22 protein-coding genes are annotated in these 25,395 nt (G+C 37.2%); 1 reads left to right on the forward strand and 21 read right to left on the reverse strand.

Translation table 11 applies throughout. The annotated features are described in order from the left end of the window. Window positions 1-6: 6 nt before the first annotated feature. The 20 genes from ACLIBG_RS06940 to ACLIBG_RS07035 form a co-directional block, all read right to left on the reverse strand. The gene (locus ACLIBG_RS06940; protein WP_439312028.1) at window positions 7-1,521 is read right to left on the reverse strand and encodes a sodium-dependent transporter; all 1,515 of its coding nucleotides are present in this window, start codon (window positions 1,519-1,521) and stop codon (window positions 7-9) included. Between the two features lie 377 nt (window positions 1,522-1,898). Continuing rightward, entirely contained in the window at window positions 1,899-2,684 is a 786-nt protein-coding gene (gene yunB / locus ACLIBG_RS06945) for a sporulation protein YunB (RefSeq protein WP_439312029.1), read from the reverse strand. A 58-nt stretch (window positions 2,685-2,742) separates the two neighbouring features. Further along, window positions 2,743-3,825, reverse strand: coding sequence for an HD-GYP domain-containing protein (locus ACLIBG_RS06950; RefSeq protein WP_439312030.1), 1,083 nt, complete (start codon window positions 3,823-3,825; stop codon window positions 2,743-2,745). A gap of 85 nt (window positions 3,826-3,910) precedes the next feature. Further along, on the reverse strand, window positions 3,911-4,213 hold the full coding sequence (locus ACLIBG_RS06955) for a YunC family protein (RefSeq protein ID WP_439312031.1): 303 nt from the start codon (window positions 4,211-4,213) through the stop codon (window positions 3,911-3,913). Between the two features lie 101 nt (window positions 4,214-4,314). Then, window positions 4,315-5,712 (reverse strand): bifunctional metallophosphatase/5'-nucleotidase, encoded by a 1,398-nt coding sequence (locus ACLIBG_RS06960; protein ID WP_439312032.1) that lies wholly within the window; start codon window positions 5,710-5,712, stop codon window positions 4,315-4,317. Window positions 5,713-5,723: 11 nt separating this feature from the next. Then, window positions 5,724-6,548 (reverse strand): sulfite exporter TauE/SafE family protein, encoded by an 825-nt coding sequence (locus ACLIBG_RS06965; protein ID WP_439312033.1) that lies wholly within the window; start codon window positions 6,546-6,548, stop codon window positions 5,724-5,726. Window positions 6,549-6,943: 395 nt separating this feature from the next. Next, window positions 6,944-8,371, reverse strand: coding sequence for an NAD(P)/FAD-dependent oxidoreductase (locus tag ACLIBG_RS06970; protein ID WP_439312034.1), 1,428 nt, complete (start codon window positions 8,369-8,371; stop codon window positions 6,944-6,946). Between the two features lie 227 nt (window positions 8,372-8,598). Further along, window positions 8,599-10,095, reverse strand: a complete 1,497-nt coding sequence (locus tag ACLIBG_RS06975; protein ID WP_439312035.1) for a tripartite tricarboxylate transporter permease — start codon at window positions 10,093-10,095, stop codon at window positions 8,599-8,601. A gap of 43 nt (window positions 10,096-10,138) precedes the next feature. Next, a complete protein-coding gene (locus ACLIBG_RS06980; protein ID WP_439312036.1) occupies window positions 10,139-10,594 on the reverse strand; it encodes a tripartite tricarboxylate transporter TctB family protein in 456 nt (151 codons plus the stop codon). A 28-nt stretch (window positions 10,595-10,622) separates the two neighbouring features. After that, window positions 10,623-11,651, reverse strand: coding sequence for a Bug family tripartite tricarboxylate transporter substrate binding protein (locus ACLIBG_RS06985; protein WP_439312037.1), 1,029 nt, complete (start codon window positions 11,649-11,651; stop codon window positions 10,623-10,625). Window positions 11,652-11,857: 206 nt separating this feature from the next. Continuing rightward, window positions 11,858-12,814 (reverse strand): hydroxyacid dehydrogenase, encoded by a 957-nt coding sequence (locus ACLIBG_RS06990; protein WP_439312038.1) that lies wholly within the window; start codon window positions 12,812-12,814, stop codon window positions 11,858-11,860. 129 nt (window positions 12,815-12,943) lie between these two features. After that, the gene (locus ACLIBG_RS06995; RefSeq protein ID WP_439312039.1) at window positions 12,944-14,368 is read right to left on the reverse strand and encodes an NAD-dependent succinate-semialdehyde dehydrogenase; all 1,425 of its coding nucleotides are present in this window, start codon (window positions 14,366-14,368) and stop codon (window positions 12,944-12,946) included. Next, the gene (locus ACLIBG_RS07000) at window positions 14,368-15,645 is read right to left on the reverse strand and encodes an aspartate aminotransferase family protein (protein WP_439312040.1); all 1,278 of its coding nucleotides are present in this window, start codon (window positions 15,643-15,645) and stop codon (window positions 14,368-14,370) included. The genes ACLIBG_RS06995 and ACLIBG_RS07000 overlap by 1 nt, the downstream gene beginning before the upstream one ends. 18 nt (window positions 15,646-15,663) lie before the next feature. Continuing rightward, entirely contained in the window at window positions 15,664-16,173 is a 510-nt protein-coding gene (locus ACLIBG_RS07005; RefSeq protein ID WP_439312041.1) for a gamma carbonic anhydrase family protein, read from the reverse strand. Between the two features lie 35 nt (window positions 16,174-16,208). Then, window positions 16,209-17,393 (reverse strand): CaiB/BaiF CoA transferase family protein, encoded by a 1,185-nt coding sequence (locus ACLIBG_RS07010; protein ID WP_439312042.1) that lies wholly within the window; start codon window positions 17,391-17,393, stop codon window positions 16,209-16,211. A 142-nt stretch (window positions 17,394-17,535) separates the two neighbouring features. Then, entirely contained in the window at window positions 17,536-17,982 is a 447-nt protein-coding gene (locus ACLIBG_RS07015) for a tripartite tricarboxylate transporter TctB family protein (RefSeq protein WP_439312043.1), read from the reverse strand. A 14-nt stretch (window positions 17,983-17,996) separates the two neighbouring features. Beyond that, window positions 17,997-19,034 carry a tripartite tricarboxylate transporter substrate binding protein gene (locus ACLIBG_RS07020; protein WP_439312044.1) on the reverse strand — a complete coding sequence of 346 codons (1,038 nt, stop codon included), beginning with the start codon at window positions 19,032-19,034 and terminating at the stop codon, window positions 17,997-17,999. Window positions 19,035-19,051: 17 nt separating this feature from the next. Beyond that, on the reverse strand, window positions 19,052-20,551 hold the full coding sequence (locus ACLIBG_RS07025; RefSeq protein WP_439312045.1) for a tripartite tricarboxylate transporter permease: 1,500 nt from the start codon (window positions 20,549-20,551) through the stop codon (window positions 19,052-19,054). A 16-nt stretch (window positions 20,552-20,567) separates the two neighbouring features. Beyond that, the gene (locus tag ACLIBG_RS07030) at window positions 20,568-21,542 is read right to left on the reverse strand and encodes an aminopeptidase (RefSeq protein WP_439312046.1); all 975 of its coding nucleotides are present in this window, start codon (window positions 21,540-21,542) and stop codon (window positions 20,568-20,570) included. 99 nt (window positions 21,543-21,641) lie between these two features. Further along, on the reverse strand, window positions 21,642-22,412 hold the full coding sequence (locus ACLIBG_RS07035; RefSeq protein ID WP_439312047.1) for an enoyl-CoA hydratase/isomerase family protein: 771 nt from the start codon (window positions 22,410-22,412) through the stop codon (window positions 21,642-21,644). Between the two features lie 689 nt (window positions 22,413-23,101). Between ACLIBG_RS07035 and ACLIBG_RS07040 the strand changes: the two genes are divergently transcribed. Then, window positions 23,102-23,833 (forward strand): FadR/GntR family transcriptional regulator, encoded by a 732-nt coding sequence (locus ACLIBG_RS07040; RefSeq protein WP_439312048.1) that lies wholly within the window; start codon window positions 23,102-23,104, stop codon window positions 23,831-23,833. Between the two features lie 160 nt (window positions 23,834-23,993). Here the strand turns inward: ACLIBG_RS07040 and sufB are convergent, their stop codons facing one another. Further along, window positions 23,994-25,391: a Fe-S cluster assembly protein SufB gene (gene sufB / locus ACLIBG_RS07045; protein WP_439312049.1), complete on the reverse strand. Its 1,398-nt coding sequence runs from the start codon at window positions 25,389-25,391 to the stop codon at window positions 23,994-23,996. Window positions 25,392-25,395: the final 4 nt, after the last annotated feature.

The raw sequence follows: 25,395 nt of genomic DNA on the forward strand, positions 1-25,395 counted from the left end.
TAATACTTATTTGTTATTTGGAGATTTCCATTTCGTGGCTGTTAGAAGCAATCCAATAACCAATGCCGCTGCTGCAACGGCCCAGCCACCGAACGTTATGAACATATCAGGGTAACCTTCATAATTTCCTGTCTCATTACCTTCACCTGTAAATTCTTTTAACAAATTCAGCTTAAACAAACCAATCAACATATAACCCAATACAATTGGTGTGATAATGCTTAAACTTATCGTCCACCACGAACCAAGCTTGATATCGGAAAATTCGTCGGCATGCGCACGGAAATCTTTCAATTTACGCAAGAACCATGCGAGTAACACAACTTCAACAAGACCGACAAAAGCAACGCCAAACTGGTTGATGAAATAATCTGCTGCATCCAGGAAAAACATACCACCTTGTGTAGCGAATAATAAAGAAGTTATCGCGGCAATTCCACCACCTACAGCAACTGCTCGTGAACGGGACATGCCAAACTTGTCAACGAGTCCTGCAATATATGTTTCAATAATCGACATTAACGAAGTCAGCCCGGCTAATACGAGAGAGGCAAAGAAAAGAAAGCCAAAGAATTCATTAAATGCCGGAAATTCATTGATGATCGCTGGAAATACAACGAACGCCAAACCGACACCACCAGCTACAACTTCATCAACACTAACTCCTTGTTGAACTGCCATAAATCCAAGGATTGAAAACACACCGATTCCGGCTAACAACTCAAAGCTTGAATTTCCAAGCCCAGTAATGAAGGCGTTGTTTGTAATATCCGATTTTTTTGGCAAATAACTGGAATACGTAATCATAATAGCAAATGCAATTGACAGAGTGAAAAATATTTGTCCATATGCAGCAACCCATACAGATGGAGATAAAATTTGACTGAAATCAGGTTGAAAAAATGCATTTAAACCTTCCGCTGCCCCCGGTAATGTTACTGCCCGTATAACAATAATAAGAAAAATAACTAATAGAGTTGGGATCATAATTCTGTTTGCCATCTCTATCCCTTTTTTAACGCCTTGATACAAAATACCTAACACGACAATCCAAACAATAATTAATGGAATAAGTACACCGGGAACTAAGCTGCCCGTTTGGCCGGGATCAACAGCCAAATTGAGATAATCACTAAATAAAAAGCTTTCCGTATCTGTTCCCCAACTTAAATTTAATGAGAAAATGGAGTACGAAATTGCCCATGCAATAATAACGGAATAATATGTGGAGATTACAAAAGCAACGATGACTCCCCACCATCCTACCCACTCCATTTTAGGATTTATTTTTTTGAATGATAGTGGGGCTGATCCACGATATTTATGCCCAATTGTAAATTCCATAATCAGAATCGGAATACCTGCAGTAAATAATGCAATTAAGTAGGGAATAAAGAATGCTCCACCACCATTTTCATATGCCGTAGCAGGAAAGCGCCATATATTTCCCAGACCTACAGCAGATCCCATAGCAGCCATAATAAACCCCGCTCTTGTACCCCATTGAGAACGTTTATCCATGTATAAACCTCCTTTAAATATTATCCCTCAATCAACAGGTTGAGGAATGTTGTAAATTATCTGATATTTAAGTTTATTATACTTACACTGCTTGCTTTAGTCAAAAGATGCATGCAGATCAGCGTATAATATACATTTTTTTACATCACCTCTTTTCCATTAATATTAGACACGTGTCGTTGAGCATATCACCTCTTGACAATATCTTCAAGTTAAAAACTGTCACGAATTTATTCGATTTTCCTACTGTATGATGCCCCCTCATCATACAACTAGTCGATTATAGATATAACAGCATCTTGCAGATCAAGCACAAGAATTACGACGGTACTTTTTAGAAAAGTTACCATCGTAATTCTTAGGGTGTTTTCGTTTTTCTACTCTTTGTTAAATCGCTTTTCAGGTACAGATATGGAAGGACCACCATCTCCACCTTGATTATAAAATTCCGGTACATCGCCCATAATTACTCTTGAATCGATAAGCACCCTTGTGTCTATTTTGGCTACCTCCGTCGAAAAAGGAATAACGACCTGTACATTGACAGTAACAGGAATGTAAATTTCGAATAACGCGGCATTGACGCCAAATTCTTTTAGCTCGTGTACAACATCTGATTCCAGACTGCCGACGATTTCAAAGTGGACGGGTATTTTTGGCCCGAGGTTTGCTAAAATGGTATTACCTGTCGCTTGACCAATTGGTATTTCGACAACGGTTGGATCTTTTGCCGCTAAATCTCCTACCGTGTCACCAAATTCTACCGGATCCAACTCTGGATCATCCAAATCAATCTGCTCGCCTTTATTCATGCTATATAAAAAGTACTCAGCACGTTCCGTCGCTATTCGTAACGCTTGATTAACGGCGGAAGATTTCCAACCTAACGTAGCCACATTTCCGTTTTCATCCATATTCACTTCAACCAGATCTTCAAAGTTCATATTTTCAGTTGATTTTACAGCGGAGTTAATGGTTCTCGTTGCAAATTCAATTGTTTTTTCTTCCGCTATGTCCATTAATGGCGGTTTTATCTGCTTATCAATTAACCAAAGACTAAATAGTATGATAGCAAAAAAAAGAACGATCGTAATAAGAAAAAGAACGCTGGCTGGAGGCGGAGCAGCTCTTCCTCTTTTCATGCCGAATCGCCGTCTAAACATAAAATACCTCCTCACCAACAATTTATGCTTGTTTCGAGGAGGTTAGAATCGTTAATTATTAAGCTTGGCAGGAGTGAATAAGCACTTGTACATTGTACGCCATATCCACTTCATAAGGGGAAATGGATTGGTCACTTGCATCTTTTATAATTCGAATAACAGGTCGGTCACATAGCGTTTTGTTTTGTCTAATGACAACTCCCGTCCTACCGTCATTTAGCCTCACGGTTAATCCGTTTGGATAGACAGACACACTCTGCTTAAATGCCTCCACATACTGTTTCTCAAATTGCTGAATGGCACCGGCATATAAAATTTCCAGTCCTTCGTGCGGAAGCATAGCAGACCGATACACCCTGTTACTCGTTACCGCATCAAACACATCAGCAATCGCAATGATTTTCCCGAATGGATGAATAGCATCTCCTTTTATACCTCTTGGATAACCGGACCCGTCCAATCGTTCATGGTGCTGATATGCACAATGAGCAGCAACAGAGGAAATGGAGTTTTGTTTCCGCAAAAAATTGTACCCCAATTCCGTGTGGGTTTTCATAATGGCAAACTCGTCCGCTGTCAGCTTATCTGCTTTTTGTAAAATTTCTTCCTCAATAAAAATCTTACCGATATCATGCAATATAGCGCCAACTCCGAGCTCTGCCAATTGCGCGTCAGGGAGATTCACTTGTGAACCAATTGCGAGCGAATAAATGGCGACATTAATTGAATGCTGAAATATGTAATCATCCGTAGCAAAGATATTTGTTAACATGGAAATCGTTTCATTGGAATTTCGTATATCTTTCATTAGTTCATCAATAACAACAAGTAAATTTTGGCTTTTAGTTTCCAGTATGTATGCGTTGTTAAAGATGTCATCCTTTTTCAATCCGACAAAGGTTTCCTTCAACATGCCCATCGCTTTTATGCGCGTCTTTGCAGGAATCACATCTTCTACATAAATATCATCTGTTAGGGCGTCTTCGATGTGCACATAAGTTATATGTTGCTTTAATAGTCGATGGATCATTTTTTCGGTTAGTGCAGTTCCCTTTTGGATGAGCGGCAAATTGTTTTCATTATAGATTGATTGAGCAATTTTAGTTCCGGGTTTAACGGATCTCGTACTTACTAATCTCACGTTAGTACTCCTAACTTGATGATTTTATATGTTCATTTTCTATAAAGTCTGGATGAAATGCCTCCCAGTTAGGAAGACATTTCATCTAAGCAATTCTTAATAATGCTTCTCTACCGGTCATGCCAACTTCCCATCCGTACTCTTTTGAAGTATCAGTTACTTTTTCAAGTGGAGCTTCCAATAAGTCTTCGATGGTCCGGACACCTTTTGCCCGACCTGCAACAACTTGCCGATCCTTTAATGCGCTGTTTAATATATCTACATCTAACGCAGCACACATAATGTAGCCAACATCATTGGAAATAGAAAGTAAATTTGTTTTAGGCAACTCAACCCGTATAGCTGTAAAATGCATTCCTTCAATTTCCAAAGGACTAACTGTAATCATGTGAAAACCTCCTTATAACGACCACTATATATGTATGCAAGAAGGATTAAGTTGACACAGTTAAGTCATATTTTCGAAACGGAAATATCTTTGAACACGTATTAAGCGGAAAAATACTCCTTTAATGTAACCAATAATAAATCGCGAATAAATTCAGGCAAAAAAAATCTTTTTGACTTCGATTTGGCAATCTCCGGCAACAGCCTTCCAAAAGTAAAGGTATCTGCCGTCGCAACCGAATATTTTTTTTCAGGATCCAACGCTTGCCCTTGATACGTTATTACTTTTACAAACTCTTGTCCGTCGGGATGAACATCGGTTATTACATCTATTCCCGAAAAGATCATCCGTCCAAGCACTTCTCCCCGAAATCCAAAGCCTTTTAATTTTAACTCCATAAAATCTTTTGTAAGCGAAGCTCTAACTACCTCTAAAATTTCATTGCCTTGCAGTTTCACAACACATGGGTTAATTGGATGCGGACATATTCGATGGACATCTTTGTATGTCACTGTTCCTGCCGAGAAATAGTCGAGCAATAACCCAGCATTCAACATTCCAATATCGGCATCTGTCCAGTTTTTCAACGTGTGTGTCAATCGTTCCATAATTGGAGTGGGTTTAAACCAGTTTATATCGATCGGCTCATCTACATGAACAATCGGACTGCTCAAATGATCATCTGCTTGTTCCTTTAATTCCATAAGCAGTTGCTCTGTTGGTAAATCTTTTGCTACATGAGTAATATCGGTCGTATACGCTTCTTTTTCAACTAATTCGTTTTGCGTATGATCCCACGTTAAAATAACCTCTCCGACAAAAGCACAATGTTTTCCGGCGGCAGTAATAATCGTCTCATTAACCTTTTCTTCTGTTCGTAACAAATGATGAGTATGACCTCCGATAATAGCATCGATATCCGGAAATTTGCGTGCAATTGCTCTATCTTCATTAATACCTAAATGGGATAATAAAATAATAATATCCGCTTTTTTCGTTACTCGGTTTAACACATTGTTTATAGCATCAAAAGGGGTAGAAACGTGCCAATCAAGCAAATGATAAAATGCGTTAAATGGTGCGGTGAGACCAATAACTCCTATAGTTACGCCACCTTTGGACGTTAATGTTGTATTCATTTCAAGCCACTCAGGCTGGTCATCTGTCATACTTTCCAAATTGGAACATACAACCTGAAAGTCGGCTTCGTCGTATAAATGAAACAAATCCTGATGTGAAAGTGTAATCCCTTCATTATTTCCGAGTGTTGCAATGTCATAGCCAAGATTATTCATTAATTGCACATTCGCTTTACCCATAAAGGCTTCAGCAATCGGATGTACACGATCAACATGATCCCCAATATCAACTAGCCAATTAGAGGTTTGTTCGGCCTCATGCAAAGCTCTTTTTTCTTTAAAATAAGCGGCTGCTCTCGACCAGTTGTTAAAATTGCTATGAAGATCATTTGTATAGTAGAAGAATATTTTTTCTTGCATGTTCATACTCCTTACATTATCCCATCAATAATTAAACGCAAGCCTACACCGATCAGTACTATGCGTAATATCCATTTTAATATACTCCCTGTTAGTAACTGGTTCACTCTCGCTCCAAGTGTACCACCAATAAACGCACCAACAATGAAAAAAAAAACATACCCCCACGGCACATGGCCTAAAGCAATATGTGTAATGGAACTGACAATACTAATAAAAAATATCATAAACATGGAAGTTGCTACCGCAATATGCACTGGAAAGCCGAATAACAAGATCATAACTGGAACCATTATCGCCCCTCCACCAATTCCAAACATGCCAGACAGCATGCCGATGCCAAATGATATAAGCAATGCCGGTGTAATGAATACCGTATAATGGTACATCTCTTCCCCGATTTGAAATGTTCTTTTGTTCCTATCTTTTATTGCAGTTCCCTTTTTTCCAGCATGTTTGCTTCGATTAATAAACAAAAGCGATGATATAATTATCATAATAAATCCAAAGTATAATGAAAAATTGTCCGTATCAACAAACTGATTCAACCATGAGCCTAAAAGACTACCGGGAATACTTCCTAATATAAAAATAATTCCCGTTTTATAGTCCACCCTGCCACTTTTCCAATAAGATATTGTTGAGGAAAGTGCTGTAATGGCCATAGTAACTAGAGAAATTCCTACAATTGTTTGAGGCGATATCCAGGCGAATGTTTCAAAATAGTTATTTATTATTAATAGGGTTGGAATTAATATAATTCCCCCACCCAATCCAATTAAACTTCCAATAAATGCAGTAGAAAGGCTGATTAGAATATATATTATATATACCAAAATAAATCCTTCTTTCCATTATATACCTGAATTATCCTTAGTAGATATAAAGCATGTCACTTTGGCGATAAAAGTAAACAGGGCTTTACTAAATAAATGAAAAAAGAATCCATTCCTGCTAGTGTTAATTAACCAAAAATAACTACAGAAAGGATTCTTATAAAGGATACTTTACCGCAAATCAAGTTAGATTTCAATCTTCAGATAAAATTGTCCAATGACGGAGGTTCTCTTCCTCTGACAGTTTATGAACAGTTTGCGAAACCAAGTCAAAAGTGCTCAAGTAACATGCTCTTATAAATTTAAATCAAATTACCCGTTGCACAGGTGTTATTGAAGCTGTGTTTTGTTCTATTTGTCAAAAACCTAAAAATCCCACGTATCTTGGACTAAAACTAATGACGATTTAAACGCTCTGCTATTGTATTTCCACCCGGTGGTATGTTTGTCGTTTCCGCTTTTTTATCTATTCGTTCAAGTGAAACCTGAACATATCGTGCTCCTATCCATCGAAATGGTTCCATTTCCCACTTCCTTGATTTATGCTGAACAATAGGTAATTCCGTAAGTTTACTCTTTTTTTCCATAATCAAGTCAGTTAATAATCTACCAGCTAGGTTTGTTGTAGATACTCCTTGACCAACAAAGCCCCATGCACTTGCAATCCGCGTTTCTTTATCAAACAGAAGATTTGGCGTGAAATCACGGACAATCCCTACAGGTCCTCCCCATGAATGTGTAAATTTAATTCCCGTAATCGAAGGAAACCATTGAGTAACCAATCGCTTTAAATTGTCATTGGTTTGTTCATGTCTATCAAATGAATCTTTAATCCTAGATCCATAGCGATACGGCTGTCCACGTCCTCCAAAAAGAATTCTACCGTCAACAGTTCGTTGTAAGTAATTAAACGAGTAGCGGGTAGACCCAACTAATTCCCGTCCTCCCCAACCAATAGTTGACCATTGTTCGGGTGTTAAAGGTTCAGTTAAAGTGATCAACGAATACATTGGAAGGACTTTTCTACGAAACTTCGCCATTTGACTCATGTAAGCTTCTCCTGCTAATAAAGACGCTGTTTTTGCAGAGACAATACTACCTTCTTTTGTAATTAATTTTGATGGGTTATTTATACTCCCTTTTTCAAAGTCGACTACTTCTGTTTGTTCATATATTTTTACACCACGTTTTTCAAGGACCTTAGCTAATTTACGTACTAATTTCCCTGGATTTAGAACTGCCGCATTTTTCGTGAGTAAACTTCTTTTTGCCCCTTGAACTTTTACACGTTCGTTTGTATCAAACTCATTTAAAATATTAAAATGACTATCTAAGCCCAAGTTTTTATATACTTGCATTTCACTTTCCAGAGTAGGAAAACCTTCTTCTCCTAATGCCAGCTGTAACCCACCACCATTTTTATAATCTATATCAATGGCTTCCTCCTTAGCAACACGTCCAATTTCGTTTACAGTATTAAACATTTCAATTTGGATTTCTCGCGCAACCTCGATCCCATATTTTTCTATAGAAACAGCTGGACTAATTGGAAATTGAGGATAGCACCACCCACCATTCCTACCCGAAGCACCAAACCCAATAATATCCTTTTCTAATATAGCAATATTTAGTGATGGGTTCTGAAGCAATAAATAATATGCTGTCCATAACCCAGTAAAGCCTCCTCCCATAATTGCAATATCAACAGTTTTTGATTCTTCTAACATTGGACGAGGACTGAGATCATCCCCAGATGTCTCCAACCAAAAACTTTTATCTACATAATATTGAATCTTTGATTCAATATGTTTATGTTCTGTCACTATGCTACCTCCCATGCTTCTTCATTCATTGTTTCGAAACAAGACTAAATAAGCCATAAGAGGTGTATTTTTTAAACCTCTTATGGCAAATAATTTAATCAATTATACATAGTTACCATTCATTAAGCCTGTGACACTTCGACATAAGTAAGGCAATCGGATTTTCAAGTTTGACATTTTACAACACTAGTGATGTTAATATTTCCCTATACGAATTTATAATAAATTTAAATGTTTTTATTGAACATTTTATTTTTCATCATCTTTAATAGAGGGAATGCCAAAATAAGTATGGTTATAATAATTAAGCTTGCTGAAATAGGTCTCGTGAAAAATATATCCAGACTATTATGGGATTTTATTAAAGATTGTCTAAAACTTTTTTCGAGAAGCGGGCCTAATACAAGTGCAAGTATAAATGGAGTAACAGGAATGTTAAATTTACGCATTAAGTAACCGAATATCCCAAATATAATCATTACTCCCACGGAGAACAAGTTATTATAATACATATAAATCCCGACAACACTAAAAATAGTAATAATCGGAACTAAGTACACTTCTGATTTTTTTATAAGGAATGTAAACATTGGTATTAAACCAACGTTTAAAAATAACAAAATCACATTAGCTACTAGTATACTCGCAATCGCTCCCCATACAATCGGTCCTGAATTTTCAAATAGCAATGGACCTGGTTGTAGCCCGTACATTATTAATGCACCTAACAATATTGCTCCTGTTGCAGATCCGGGAATCCCTAAGCTAAACAACGGAACAAACGTCCCTGCTTCTGCCGCATTGTTCGAAGCTTCGGGTCCGCTCAATCCTTGCTCGACACCAGTTCCAAACTTATCAGGGGTTTTAGAAAGCTTCTTTTCTGCACCATAAGATACGAATGTTGCAGTTGTAGCGCCTGCCCCTGGCAAAATGCCTATAATAAAACCAATGATTGAACCTCTTACGATAGAAACAGTATTTTTTACAACTCCGCCAATATTATGAAACATTCCTTCTACTTTTGTTTCCACTTGATCAGACTTGCTGACTCCTTGCTGATAGGAGTCCAATCTTACCAGCACTTCTGAAATACCAAAAAGTCCTATTACGATGGCTATAAATCCAACACCATCCATTAGCTCTGGTATGCCAAATGTCAATCTCAGTTGCCCAGTAAATATATCCTGGCCAACAGTTGCAATTAATAATCCCAGCAACATAGAAATTAATGGCTTATACCATTCATCTTTCATAAAACCTCCGGCAACAATAAGTGCAAAAAACATTAATGAGAAATATTCTGGAGGACCAAATTCTAATGCCACCTGAACCAATACTCCACTAAGCAACACAATTCCAATAAAACCAATTACACCACCAATAAAAGAAGATACAGCACTCAATGTTAGTGCATAGCCTGCTTGACCTTTAACTTTCATTGGGTAACCTTCAAATGATGATACAACTGATGCTGAATCACCAGGAACATTTACAAGAATTGCGGATATTCTTCCTCCAAACATTGAACCTTGATAAACTCCCATTAAAAATATCAATCCTGATAAAGGATTCATCCCAAAAGTAACCGGTAGTAGTATTGCGACAGCTGCAGTAGATCCAATGCCGGGTAATGCACCAACCAACGTTCCAAGAGTAGCACCAAATAGAATCCACATTAATTGTCCTGGGGCTATAATGGATAAGAAACCGTTAATAAGATCCATTATTACACCTCTCTTTCTAATCGCTTATCATCCATTTTAAATTTTATAGCAATTCGCTACCTGGAATTTTCATACCTAGTAAAAAATCAAATATAAAGTATATTCCTATAATGAGCAAAATGCTAAAAATTAAAGATTTGTACCAAGTCAATTTTTCAATCATCAATAATATAACAAAAGAAAAAATTCCTAAACTTACTAACATACCGAACAATGGAATCAGAGCTAAACTAATGATAAGCATAAAAATAAATATTATGTGAGGGTAATATACAATTTTATTTTCACGCTTTTTTGAACTTGACTTATTTTTGAATCTAGCTAGATTGGAAAAGAGATAAACTAATATTAAAACAATAAGCAGAGAAGAGAGGACCAGGGGTAAAAAACCCGGTCCCATTTCTCCACCTCTATGAATAATATCCAGTTTTAAAGAAGTAAATAAGCCAACGATACTAATAACTAAAAGGAATATTGTAAATATCGTTTCTGACCTCAATAGATAATAACTCCCTTCTTTTGCTTATTTACTGAACAGCTTCTTTGAATTCTAGTAATTTTTCTGCCGTTTCCATGATATACGCCTCGTATTCCTCGCTATTCTTATAATCATTTACTAGTAAATTTTTTTCCAAGTATTCTTTTTGCCATGTCTCTGTATTTACAAGTTCTTCAAATTTTTCTTCCCAGAATTTAACAACATCATCAGAGATGTCTCCACCTGCCCATATACCTCTTGCTCTAACATAAATATGGTCTACTCCACTTTCAATCAATGTAGGAACGTCAGGATAGTATTCTATTCTTTCTGGACTTGCAACTGCAAGTGGGATCAAGTCACCAGACTCAATATGTCCTGCAATAGATGATGGGTTAACGGCCATCACATCAATATGCTCGCCTAATAAAGAATTTGTTATTTCTGCTCCACCATCATGAGGTATAAAATTCATCTCTTCAAAATCAGCACCATTTTGCTCTGCAATTTGATACCATATATGTCCTTCCTCACTATGAACATCCGCACCTAATCCAATGTCGAGGCTACCAGGATCTGCTTTAATTGCTTCAACAATATCGTCAAATGTTTCATAATCACTATTTGAATTTACAACAACGATAATAGAGTCTGTAGCAAGTTGTGCGACAAGTGTGTAATCCGTTACATCTGCATCAATTTCCCCTTCCCAAACAGGGTCACCTACATCAGGCATTGACAGAAGTACGTGCGGATCATCACTGCGTTTTTTCAACTCGTTTAAAGCAAGGCCACCACCAGCACCTGGCATATTTTCAACTACAAAATTTTGTTCCACAATACCTTCTTCATTTAAAATTTGAGCAGCAGTCCTTGTAACCGTGTCCGTTCCACCGCCTGCAGAGAATCCAACTAAAAAGTCTATATCCTCACTTGGATAATCTTCAGTTGAAGACTCATTCTCATCTTGTGAATCTGTGTTACTAGAAGCATCTGCATCCTCACTATTACTACCACAAGCAGCTAGCAGTAACAATAAAGCAAATAAACTTGCACTTAATAAATATTTAATTTTCATAATAACAATTTCTCCTTTATTGGTTTTTTAAGATTTTTTAACACACTATTAAACTGCTATTTTTCCGAATTTTTTTGATATACATTCCCCCTTTCAGCTTAATTACAAATGTATTTTTGTAAGCGGATACACTTTTAAAACAATAGTGTTTGAACATGCACTTAATAAAGATTACATGTTCAAATACTTATTGTTTAAAAACTACTCTAATTTACAGTATTTTTTGGCTTTTGACCTTGTAAAACATTTATGATTTCTTCAGCTGCTCCAACTGACATTAGGGTAAGAGCTTCTCTTGTAGATGCACCCATGTGTGGTGTTACAATGATGTTATCCAAATTCCATAAGTGATAATCTTGGGATGGTGGTTCATCTTCAAAAACATCGATACCAGCACCTGCAATCTGTCCGCTATTTAACGCATCGGCTAGTGCAGACTCATCTACTAAACCTCCTCTAGCACAATTTAATAGAAATGCAGAATTTTTCATTTTACTAAATGACTTACTATTAATAAAATGATGTAATGCAGGTGTATAAGGAAGATGTAAGGAAATAAAATCGGAATTAGTTAAAATATCATCCATGTCATCCACAAACTGTATGTTTTCATATTCATCTTTATTGGATATATATGGGTCATAAACAAGAACGCTCATTTCTAACCCTCTTAAACACTTGTTTGCTACTAATTGACCGATACGTCCAAACCCGATTAATCCTAATGTTTTTCCTTTTAATTCAGATCCCATAAACCTATGCCTAGCATTAAAATCCCCTTTACGTAATGCCTGATCTGAATTTAAAATTTGGTGGGACAATGCAATAATCAAACCAACCACATGTTCAGCAACTGAAGTGAAGTTTGCATCAGGAACATTACAAACAAATACATCGTTATCAGTAGCTGCTTTAACGTCTATATTATCCGTTCCAACCCCGCTCCTCGCAATTATTTTTAAATTGGGAGCGCATTCAATGATTGGACGTGCTATTTTCGCCCCTCTAACCCATATTGCTTGGCAGTCATTAACTTCTTCTTCTAAATTACTTGCGTTTTTTATAATGGATAAGTCAAAGTTTTCTTTCTCTACTTTTTTTATACCTTCTTCGGCTACTTCCTCATGTTCCTCTAAGATAAGAACTACCTTTTTCCTTTCCATATATAGCTTCCTCTCTGATGAGAATCAATTAAATAAATAGGTATTTTTAACACGTCTATTAGCAGTACCTTGTTTACAATGATACTTTGTAAACAAGGTACTGACTTTAATAAATTTATTAAAATTTTATTATATTTTCATGGAAACAAATTTTTCCACTAGATATTCTTGTAAACCATACTTGCCGCCTTCTCTACCAACTCCACTTGCTTTTACTCCACCAAATGGAGCTTGTGCAGTTGTCGGCATATCATCATTTAATCCAACGATTCCATACTCGAGATTTTCCATCATACGAATAGCACGGCTAAAATCGCTAGTAAAACAATAAGCAGCAAGTCCGTATTCAAAGTGATTTGCTCTATTCACGACTTCTTCTTCTGTTTTAAATGTATAAATAGGAGCAATTGGTCCAAAAGTTTCTTCCCTAGATATATTCATATCATCTGTTGCATAGTTAATAACAGTTGGTTCAAAGAAAGATCCATTATAATTATCTACCTCAGCTTCTTTTCCACCTGTCATTAATTTTCCACCGCGTTCTAAAGCATCATCAATTTGGGATGTAACTTTCGTTAAAGCACCCTTATTAATTAATGGACCTATATCTGTTTTTTCATCCAATCCATCACCTATTACCATTTCACTTACTTTACTTGCAAATAAATCTGCAAATTTATCCGCAATTGATTCCTGCACGTATATTCTATTTGTACAAACACACGTCTGACCTGCATTTCTAAATTTACTTGCAACAGCCCCATCGACTGCAGCTTCTAAGTCTGCATCATCAAAGACAATATAAGGTGCATGACCACCTAGTTCCATAGCTACTTTTTTCACTGTATCTGCTGCGCCTCGCATAAGATGTTTCCCAACCTCTGTAGATCCAGTGAAAGTTAATTTACGCACAAGAAAACTTTCGTTAAACGCATCCGAAATTTCACTAGATGGGCCTGTCACGAGATTAGCAATTCCCTCAATAGGATTTGCAGCATCTAACGCTTCAAATATTAATTTAGCTGTTAGTGGAGTAGATGAAGCAGGCTTAACAATTACTGGACAGCCTGCTGCAAGTGCAGGTGCAATTTTCCGCGTTATCATTGCTGCCGGAAAATTCCATGGAGTTATAGCTGCTGTCACACCAACAGGTTCTTGCAAAACTAGTATTCTTTTATCAGCACTTGATGCCGGTACAGTATCTCCATAAATTCTTTTTGCCTCTTCTGCATACCAATCAACATAAGATATTGTTAATTTTACTTCACCAATAGATTCTCTAAGAGGCTTACCCATTTCACGTGTTATCATGTTAGCTATTTCATCTGATCTTTTTCTTAATTCATTAGCAAATGTACTTAAAAAAGCACTTTTTTCTCCTGCAGTTTTTCGCTTCCATTTTTCAAAAGCTTCATCAGCAGCCTTAATAGCGTCCTCGGCATCTTTTTTCGTCCCGTATGCTATTTTACCAACTTCCTCTTGGGTAGCTGGATTATAAACTGTAAGTGTTTCATTCGAACTAGAATCCGTCCATTTCCCATTAATATAAAGCATTAAGACACTTCCTTTTCGATATGCATTAACCCTTCTTTTACAATCTTTAATGCTACATCTATTTCTTCTTTAGTAACAGTAGTCGGAGGTATAAATCTAATTATATTCCGATCAATTCCACATGGCAGTAATATTAACCCCTGCTCTAAGCAGTAACTTCTTAGGCTTGCTAGAGATTCGCCTGTTTTATCTTTAAGTTCAAGGGCGATCATTAAACCCAATCCTCTAACTTCACCAACTATATTGAAAGGTTTAGTAATTTCTTTTAGTTCACTTACAAAATATTCGCCCATGTTCTGTGCATTTTCCAATCCAGTTTCCTCTAAAATAGAGATTGCGGCTAATGAAGCGGCACATGCGATTGGATTACCACCATAAGTACCTCCATGTGTACCTGCATCCCATTTTTCCATAATATTTCTTTTAGCAATTACCGCACTTAATGGAAATCCAGACGCAATACCTTTTGCGAGTGTTATAATGTCTGGTTTCACGTCAAAATGTTCGTGGGCAAACATTTTACCAGTTCTACCAAATCCAGTTTGTATTTCGTCGAAAATTAATAGGATACCATGTTGATCACATATAGCCCGTAGTTTTTCAAGGAAGCTTTTCGGAGGTACAATATACCCTCCCTCACCTTGGATTGGCTCTACGATAACAGCAGCAATTTGATCAGCAGGAGCTTCGTATTTAAATACATCATTCAGTTGTTGAATACAACGATTCACTTCATCTTCCTCACTTAAAGGTGACTCATATGGATAAGGAAAATCACATGAATAAACTCCTGCAAAGAGAGGGTCGTAGTCCTTTCGGTAATTTGAGTTGGAAAAAGTTATTGACGCCGTGCCAAGAGTTCTTCCATGGAATCCTCTACGGAATGAAATAATACCCGGTCGTTTTGTAACTTTTTTAGCTAGCTTTAAAGCACCTTCATTAGCTTCAGCACCACTATTTGAAAAATAGACCATGTGATCTCCGCCAATTAATTCATTTAGTTTTTCAGCTAATTCCAAATATGAAGGGTAATAAGCAACATTATGTCCAATGTGTATCATGCTTTCCATCTGATCTCTAGCGGCTTTTACTACTTCAGGGTGGTTATGACCAACATTCATAACACCTACCCCACTAGCGAAATCTAAATATTTTTTCCCGTTTTCATCTGTAACTGTAGTTCCATTTGCTTCGACAATACCTAGCGTTGTTGCTCGATTGGCAACAGGAGGTAAAACTTGTTGTGCTCGCTCATATAATGATTTCTTGTTCTCCATTTTCATTCTCCTTACTAATCAATCTTGATAAAGTTCTTTCCAAAGTGACACATATGATTTTGCGTTTTGTTTAATATCCTCTGTCTCTTCTTCTTCTATATCTCGTACAACTCTAGCTGGTACTCCAACTGCTAGAGTACCACTAGGGATGACTTTACCAGCAGGGACCAATGCATTAGCCCCCACTTGGGCACCCTTTTCAATGACTGCACCATCAAGGATAGTTGCTCCCATCCCTATTCTAGCTTCATCTTCAACTGTACAAGCATGAAGTATTACCCCATGACCTATTGTTACATTCTTACCGACTACTAAAGGATCCTCCGGTGTTACGTGAAAAATACAACCATCTTGCACGTTACTTCCTTCACCGATTTCTATATAATTTCCATCGTCACCTCGTAGTACAGATAATGGCCATACGCTAACATCTTTTCCAATCCGAACATCTCCAATGATTTGTGCCGACTCATCTATATAACTTTCATTATGAATAGAGGGGCTTAAGCCTTTTAATTTTCTAATCATTTTTAGACCTCCACATTGAATTTTTTCGTTAAACTTTATACTATTTCGTTTTTCCGCAAAGATTCTATTTTTTCTTCATCATAACCTAGTTCACTTAGTATAGAGTTTGTATCTTCCCCTGCCAACGGTGCGGATTTTCTTATGGATCCAGGCGTTTTTGACATTTTAACTGGTATACCTAGTGCTTTGACTTTTCCAGCAACAGGATGATCCACTTCACACACCATGTCTCTTGCCTGCGTATGTGGGTCATTTAACGACTCCGGATAGGTATTTATGGAACCAGCAGGAATACCGACTTCTTCAAACTTTTCAAGCCAATAACTTCTTGGCTGAGTAGTTGTTTGCTCTTCAATCATTTGTACAAATACTTCCATGTGATCCATTCTAGATTCATTATCCTTAAACCGCTCATCTTCAAGCATTTCGGGTCTACCAATAATCTCACAAAACATTTTCCAATGATGTGGTGCATCTGCACCGACTGTAAAGTGCCCATCACTTGCACGGAACGCTTGATATGGTGCAGAAAGTCTATGGCCACTACCAGTTGGTTGTGGAGTAGCTCCTGTATACCAATACTGTGCACTCTCCCAAACTGATAAAGCTAGACCTGTATCAAATAACGAAGCATCAATAAACTGACCTTCATTCGTTTTTGTTCTTGAATATAAAGCAGTTAAAATGCCATAAGATGCGAATAGTGCTGTACCTAGATCATTAATCGGTAAACCACACTTAACAGGATCACCACCTGGCTCACCAGTTACACTCATAATACCCGTCATACCTTGTGCTATAAGATCATACCCTCCTCTTGAGGAGTAAGGTCCATATTGTCCGAATCCAGAGATGGAACAATATACTAATTTAGGATTAATTGCAGATAAAGTGTCATAATCAACACCGAGTCGCTTCACAACACCAGGACGAAAGTTTTCTACTACCACATCTGCTGTTTTAATAAGATCATAAAATATCTGTTGTCCTTCTTTCGTTTTTAAGTTAACATTAATCCCTTTTTTATTACGGTTAATTGCCATGAAGGCTCCACTTTCACCTTCTTTATAAGGAGGCCAAGACCTTGTACTCTCCCCTTGAGGAGGCTCAACTTTAATAACCTCTGCCCCCATGTCCGCTAATAACATACTGCAGTATGGTCCAGCCATTACCTGACTTAAGTCAATTACTCTAATATCATCAAGAGCCTGTGCATGCATGAAAATACACTCCTTAGTTACATGTTTTATTCTAGATGTATACAATTTCAAACTAAATTCATTAATAAATCAACATTCTTATTAGTTTCCAAAAATATTTCAGCTAAAAAATTATTTTTCAGCTGAAACATAGCATTAGCTTTTAAGGGAAATTAATGTACAGTAATTGATTAAAGACATAATAAACAAAAATCATTGTGCCAACTGCTACAAATACAGATGTAAACCATTTAACTTCTTTGTAAAATAAAATCATTATTATCATATAACCTATGGTAGAAACCGTAAATCCAAGGAAGGGGATGAATAAAAATATATACAACCCCGTCCATAATATATAAAACAACGCTCTTTTAAAACCAATCTTGTGTACATCTGTCTTTTCTTTTTTGCCCTCTGATTTCTTAAAAAAGGCTTTCACAATTAATGTAATAGAGAATATTGTTAAACTTATTCCTATTAGGATAGGAAAAGATTGTGATGAATTTAAGAAACTTTCTCCTGAAGGGAGCTGTAGTGCTTGCCAAATGTAAAAAATACTAATAATTAACATGCTCCAACCAAGGATAAGATCTGAACGTTTAGTCAACATTATCACCTACACTATTCAGGTTTAGAAATACCTACTTCTTCTGGAGAACGCTCTGCTACGCCAATGTCATGTAGCAACCAGCTTGTTTCCTCGGTAACTTTTTTAACATAGTCCTGTGGATCCTCAGTATCAATTAATACAATAGCATTTTTCTCAGCAAACTCCTTAAACTCTTCAGTTTGCAGTGCATTATTGTACACTTCTTTTAATCTATCAACAATATGCTCAGGTGTCCCTTTCTTTACCGCAGGGCCCCACCATGTACCTTCTGGAACATACGGCTCGAGCTCTGTTATGGTGTCTGTAACAGGGGGAATCTCACCTAAATCTTTAACATCAAAAGCTTTGTTATCCATAACTGCTAATGAACGAGCATCACCAGCGCGTAGTAAATCGACCACTTCATTAACACCACTTATTGCAAAGTCCACTTCTCCTTTAAGAGCTGCCATAGCTGCATTAGAACCGGATTCATATGTTATGATTTCCGCATCTCCATCAACTACACTATTAACAATTTCAAGCGTTAGATGCCAAGGATCTCCAATTCCAGCAACCGCTACTTTTGCATCACCTGTTTTTAATAAATTCACTACGTCTTCAAATGTTTCTAACTCTGAATCATCACCAACAACAAAGTTAGCGATCCCCATCGTTCCTATTCCAATTTGTTCAAAATCATCATAAGTTAGATCAGTCATACCCATTGCAGGGAACACTCTAACCAAGTCAGTTTGGAATAAAATAGTATGTCCATCGGCTGGTAATTCATTAACATGTTCTAGAGCTAATGCACTTGACGCTCCAGGCATGTTATTAACAACTACACTTTCGCCCAATTCTTCTTGAAATGCCGGTTGAAGTTTTCTAGCCATAGTATCTGTACCGCCACCTTCACCAAATCCGACAATCATTTCAATTGGCTCTTGTGGGTAGCTCTCCTCTTCATTGTTTGCGGATTCAGTGCTTTCTTCCTTCTCGCCCTGTCCACAGGCTCCCAAAACAAGTGCAAGTAATATAGTTAATAGTAAAAGATTAAATTTTTTCAATTTAAGCACTCCTCATGTTATTGTTTGGCTTTTCTAAAAAGATTCTTGATCTTGTTTGTTAAAAAGTTATTTTGATTCGCTAAAACAAATATAATTAGTAATAGCAACACTAAGCTTATTGGTCTAGTTACAAATGGTAGAAAAGAAAAATCGGCACTAACCATAGCACGTCTGAAATTTGTTTCTGCCATTAATCCCAAGATAAGTCCAAGCACAAGTGGTGGAGCTGATAATCCAACTCTTCTCATTAAATATCCCAATACCCCAAAAATGAACATTACAGCAATATCAAATGGTCGATTATTTACGGCAAATGTTCCAATCACACTGAACACAGTTACAACGGACAATACAACACTTTTTGGAAATAAAAGTATTTTTTGAAACACTGATGAAAATACCAATCCAAAAACAACCATAAACAATGCAGCAATTATAAGAATGAAAAAGAAATGATAGATAATTTTCGGCTCACTAGTCATTAACAATGGTCCAGGTTGTAGACCATGTAATAAAAGGCCACCAATAATTACTGCTGTTACAGCATCTCCGGGTATACCTAGAGTAAGCATTGGTACGTATGAACCAGGAACTGCAGCGTTATTAGCAGTCTCTGCAGCCACTACTCCTTCTGGATTACCCTTACCAAATGTTTCCGGCTTCTTACTACTTCTTTTTGCCATATCGTATGATACCCAAGCACCTATATCAGCCCCAGCACCTGGTATTGCACCTATTATAGAACCAATAAGCGATGATTTTCCTCCCAGTGGAAGGTAACGTTTAACCATACCTAAAGGAGGGATTGTAGAGCTAAAGTTTTTAGACTTAAGAGGTGGTCTCAAGTCGACTAATGCCTCAATGACCTCTGCAATCCCGAATAGCCCTATTAGAACCGCAATCAGACTAAACCCATCTAATAGTACAGGTGCGTCAAATGTAAACCGTTGCACACCATTTATCGTATCCATTCCTATTGTTGCTAATCCTAGCCCTAGAAATCCAGCCATCAAGCCCTTGACAAGTGATTCTGATGCAAGATTGGCGCTTATAATTATTCCAAACATTGCTAAAAGAAAATACTCCCATGACCCAAAATTCATACTAAAGTCAGTTAATAAAGGAGCTGCTAGCAAGAATACAACTGCCGCTATAACAGTACCTACAAAAGATTGGACAGTCGCAAGTCCTCTTGCAAGTCCTCCCTCTCCACGCTTGGACATCGGATAGCCATCTAGAGCGGTTGCGGCCGCAGCAGGTGTTCCTGGGATGTTTAGAAAAATTGCTGCGGTTGAACCACCATATGTTCCACTAATATGAAGCGATACGATTAACACTATTGCTTCTATCCATTCCATTCCCCACGTAAAGGAAATTAACAAGGACACTCCCATGGTAGTTGTTAATCCAGGCAAAGAGCCGATTATCATTCCGGAAACTGTACCTATTAAAAATAATAGAAGCAATTTAAAAGAGAGGACATCCATAATTGAGTCCATTAGGAATCCTAAATCCATTTTTCATGTCCCTCCTTTAATCCAAGAATAACTGTTTATCTTTCAGAATAGTTTTCCCGTCCACTTCAATAATGGCATCTCTCATGACAAGATCACAATGTCCTGGTGCTCGTATACTACTTCCGAAAGTTATCCCATTACCAATTCCTATATGCATCGTACCAAACTCAGCTTCATCCTCTAACTGTCCGCCTCGTCCTATTTTAGCATTAGGATTCATTCCTATTCCCATTTCTACAGCGCAATATACGTTGGGGTGATTGTAACTTTCTAATGTTTCAATTAAATCCTGTGCATCCTGACCTCCTTCAATTTTAACTATTTTTCCACCTTCGAAAAATACCTTGACATTTTCAGTGACTGCACGGCCGGGTACAATTGCCCCATCAATTATGAAAACACCTTCTGTTGTACCTTCAATAGGTGCAACGGCGGTTTCAATACAAGGTGGGGGAGAAATGGAGCCAGGTTCATGACATATTCCCGTTTGCGGTACCGCATGTCTTCCTTTAATACTCATTTTTAAATCTGTGCCTAATTCAGATGTAACCCTAACCTCTTGGCCTTCCTCAAGAATGTGCGATAACTTATCAATTTTTTTCTTTTGGGTCTTGTAATCAATTTCTAGTGACCCATTTAAGAAAACCTCTTCATTAGCGTCTGGCATGAAAAGTAATCTTGCCCCTGCGTCGCTAGCCATCTTTCTAGCCGTTGAATGATTAATAGAAAACGTAGTTGGCGCTACAATTGCATCCGCTGCTTTCATAGCCTCTGCAATAATTCGAGGTGGTTCATCGCCGTGACGTGTTGTTGGATTCATTATTGTCATAACTACTTCGGCATTCATTTCTTTACCAACTAGTGCAAAAACCTCTCCAATTTCTATAGTGTTAATATCAGTAAGTATCAATAAATTCTCTTTGGGTTTAACATCCAAACATTCCTCTAAAAGGGTGCGTACTGGACCCATCATGAACATTTTATCTATCACTGAAATTCCTCCTTACATACCATTTTTTGTGAACCTCTATAAAGATACATGAATGTTTTTTCATTTACAAATCATTTATTATAATACTTTATGTTGATTTTATTCACCTTTAAACTCTGGTTTCTCTTTATTAAAAAAAGCCTCTATGGCATGTTTGTGATCCCAGGTTTTTTGGCATTCAATAAACTTACCAATTTCTTGTTCCATTGATTGTTCATAAGTTAAATCCATTGATTCCTGAATAGCCTCTTTTGACTTTTGAACTGCTATTGGCGCTCTTGAAGCTATTTTTCTACCTAATTCTTCAGCTTCTTCTAGTAAGTCAGCTTGTGGTACAACTTTATATGCAAGCCCCTTATCATAGGCCTCATTTGCCGAAACTGTGCGTCCAGTCAGGATAATCTCTTTCGCTCCTGATTCTCCTATTAGTCTTACTAGTCTTGTAGGACTTACAACGAGACCAACCTTAACCCCTGCGGCGCAAAGTTTAGCGTTTTCAGATAAGATTCGTATATCCGAGGCTAACGTGAGCTCAAATCCACCGCCGAATGCGTAACCGTTTACAGCAGTTATAACTGGTTGCGGCATCTCATTCAAAACATCATAATTACGGTTGTCTTCTTTAATGAACTGATACACCGTTTCATCGGTTAACTCCCCTTCTTCATTTAAATCTGCACCTGCACAAAATGCACGGTCACCTGCTCCTGTAATAATAATTGCTCGTACATTTCTATTTGTTTTCAGAGACTCCATGTAAGGTACAAATTCATCTCTAAATCCTTTAGTTAGAATATTCATTGGAGGATTATTAATTGTGATTGTGCATACATAATCCTTAATGCTAACTTTCATATAGTTGTTTGACATTGTATTTCTCCTTTTCATAAGCTGAAAATAATCCATTATACTAGTATTTAGTTAGATAATTTGGATCCAAAAACTGCTGTGTAAACGTTTTACTTTTTCTGTATTACAAGCATACAACATTATAATATTAAATGCAATATTAAATTTTAAAGCTAATAGTATAATATTACTCTGATTTAATTCAATAAATTTCCAATTGTACCAAACTTATACCTCAATGGATAGTTTAGGAATAATTATAAAGTAATAAAAGTTTCCACTTTACCGCTCATCGAATATACTTCTTTTACGCAAAGGGCATAAGCGCAATTTCGTTTATGCTGTCGCATGTGAGAGGTTCTCTTTGTAGCGGTCAGTTGATGAGGTTTGCGTCGGGGCATACTTTTCGGTGGTACGAACGCAGCCGTAGTCCCACTTGTCCTTGGTGAGCCTACATCAAGGCGCTCCTCAAAGAAGGAGAGTGATCTCTGAAGTCAGGCATATTTTAACCTATAAATTTACGTTTCACTTTACTTTTCAACACAATAATCCGAATCCCCTAAAAAGTTTGATATCTGCATACAATGATGTATACTTGTGTTACAATTATACACTAATTTTATTTAAAACGGCATACCCATGCAAGTGATTCTTACTTTAAATATAATCAGTAATTTTTTAATATTAACGCTTTTAAAAAGGAGATGCGTATGGTTAACCCAATTGAAAGAAAGACTATATCCAGCCAAATATTAGACCAATTGAAATCAATGATTAAAGATGGTGTTTTCCCAGTTGCAAGTAAATTACCTTCTGAAAGTGAATTGACTAAAATGTTTAAAGTAAGTCGTCCTCCTATACGTGAAGCTCTTAGCATTTTAGAGGCGAGTGGTATTATTGAATCGAAACAAGGTGGAGGAAGATTTGTTAAGGAAATAAATTTAGCTGATAAGTTAGATTTGATAGCTTTCGAAATTACCAATATTGACCAGTTGTATGATTTATTAGAAATGAGAACTATTATTGAATCAGAAGCTGCCTTTTTAGCAGCTCAACGAGCCACTAGTGACGATTTGTCAGAAATTAAAAATGCTTTAGATCGATTTTCTATAACGATGGAAGATGAGTCTTCTATCGGTTCTGAACCAGACTTAGAATTCCATCATGAAATAGTAAAAGCATCAAAAAATCCATTTTTATTACAATCTGTAAGTAATTTAAGAGACCTATATAAACGAACGCTTCACTACTCATTAAAACAAAACTTAGGATTGAAAAGAAAGAGAGATCAAATCTTTCAGGAACACATAAATATCTATGAATCGATTGCTAAAAAAGATGATGCTTCAGCAGCTTACCATATGAGAACGCATTTAGTTAATGCTAGACTTAAGCTAGGCGATCCTCGTATAAAATTAAGCGAGGAAAAAGTTAACGAATAAAATCTTAATGGTCGATAATCTTGATTCAGAACCAAACGCATTATTAACTATTTCCGTAAATTCATTATGAATAAAGAGCAAGATGTTTTTTCCTCAAAATTCAGCAATATAATTCAAAAACCCCCGACACTAGTTAATGTCGGGGGTTTTCTAAAGGTATTTAACCGATCGAGCCTTCCATTTCATACTTCATCAATCTGTTCATTTCCACTGCATATTCCATTGGAAGCTCTCTTGTAAATGGTTCAATAAAGCCCATTACAATCATATCAGTTGCTTCTTGTTCTTCCAAGCCGCGGCTCATGAGATAAAACAGCTGCTCTTCCGATACTTTTGAAACCTTTGCTTCGTGCTCCAATGAAACATTATCATTGTTTATTTCATTATATGGAATCGTATCTGATGTTGATTGATTATCCATAATTAGCGTATCACATTCGATATTCGAGCGTGCACCATCGGCTTTTCTTCCGAAGTGAACAATCCCACGATAGGATACTTTACCGCCATCTCTGGAAATCGACTTGGATACGATGGAAGATGACGTATTTGGTGCCAAATGATGCATTTTAGCTCCTGCATCTTGGTGCTGTCCTTTTCCGGCCAAAGCAATTGAAATCGTCATGCCGCGTGAACCTTCACCGCGAAGTAAAACAGATGGATATTTCATTGTCAGCTTCGAACCCATGTTGCCGTCAATCCATTCCATCGTAGCGTTCGCTTCACAAGTAGCTCGTTTTGTAACAAGATTATAAACGTTGTTTGCCCAGTTTTGGATCGTCGTATAACGGCAATAAGCATCCCGTTTAACGAAGATCTCAACTACTGCACTGTGCAATGAGTTTGTCGTGTAAACCGGCGCTGTACAGCCTTCCACATAGTGAACAGATGCACCTTCATCAACAATAATGAGTGTACGTTCAAATTGACCCATGTTTTCCGAGTTAATGCGGAAATATGCTTGTAGCGGGGCAGTCGTTTCCACTCCTTTAGGAACGTAAATAAACGATCCCCCTGACCAAACAGCCGTATTTAAAGCGGAAAATTTATTATCTGAAGCAGGAATAACTTTTCCGAAATATTCTTTGAAAAGCTCCTCGTTTTCCTGCAATGCTGTATCGGTATCTTTAAAAACAATTCCAAGTTTCGCAAGGTCTTCTTCCAAGCTTTGATATACAACCTCGGATTCATATTGTGCAGATACGCCGGCCAAATACTTTTGTTCAGCTTCCGGTATACCCAATTTATCAAAAGTTTGCTTAATTTCATCCGGTACTTCATCCCACGTTGTGCCTTGTCTTTCAGATGGCTTTACGTAATAGATGATCTCGTCAAAATCAAGTTCTGAAAGATCGCCGCCCCATTGTGGCATCGGCTTGCTATAAAAAATTTCCAATGCCTTCAGTCGCTCTTCCAGCATCCATTCCGGTTCATCTTTCATACGGGAGATCTCCTCAACAACTGTTCGTGTTAAACCTCTTTCCGTACGAAAAACAGAGATGTCTTTATCATGAAAACCATATTTATATTCATCAATTTCCGGAGCATTTTTAGCCACTTAC

The sequence above is a fragment of the Virgibacillus sp. W0181 genome, assembly GCF_051846915.1.
Taxonomy (GTDB): Bacteria; Bacillota; Bacilli; order Bacillales; family Amphibacillaceae; genus JBPYCR01.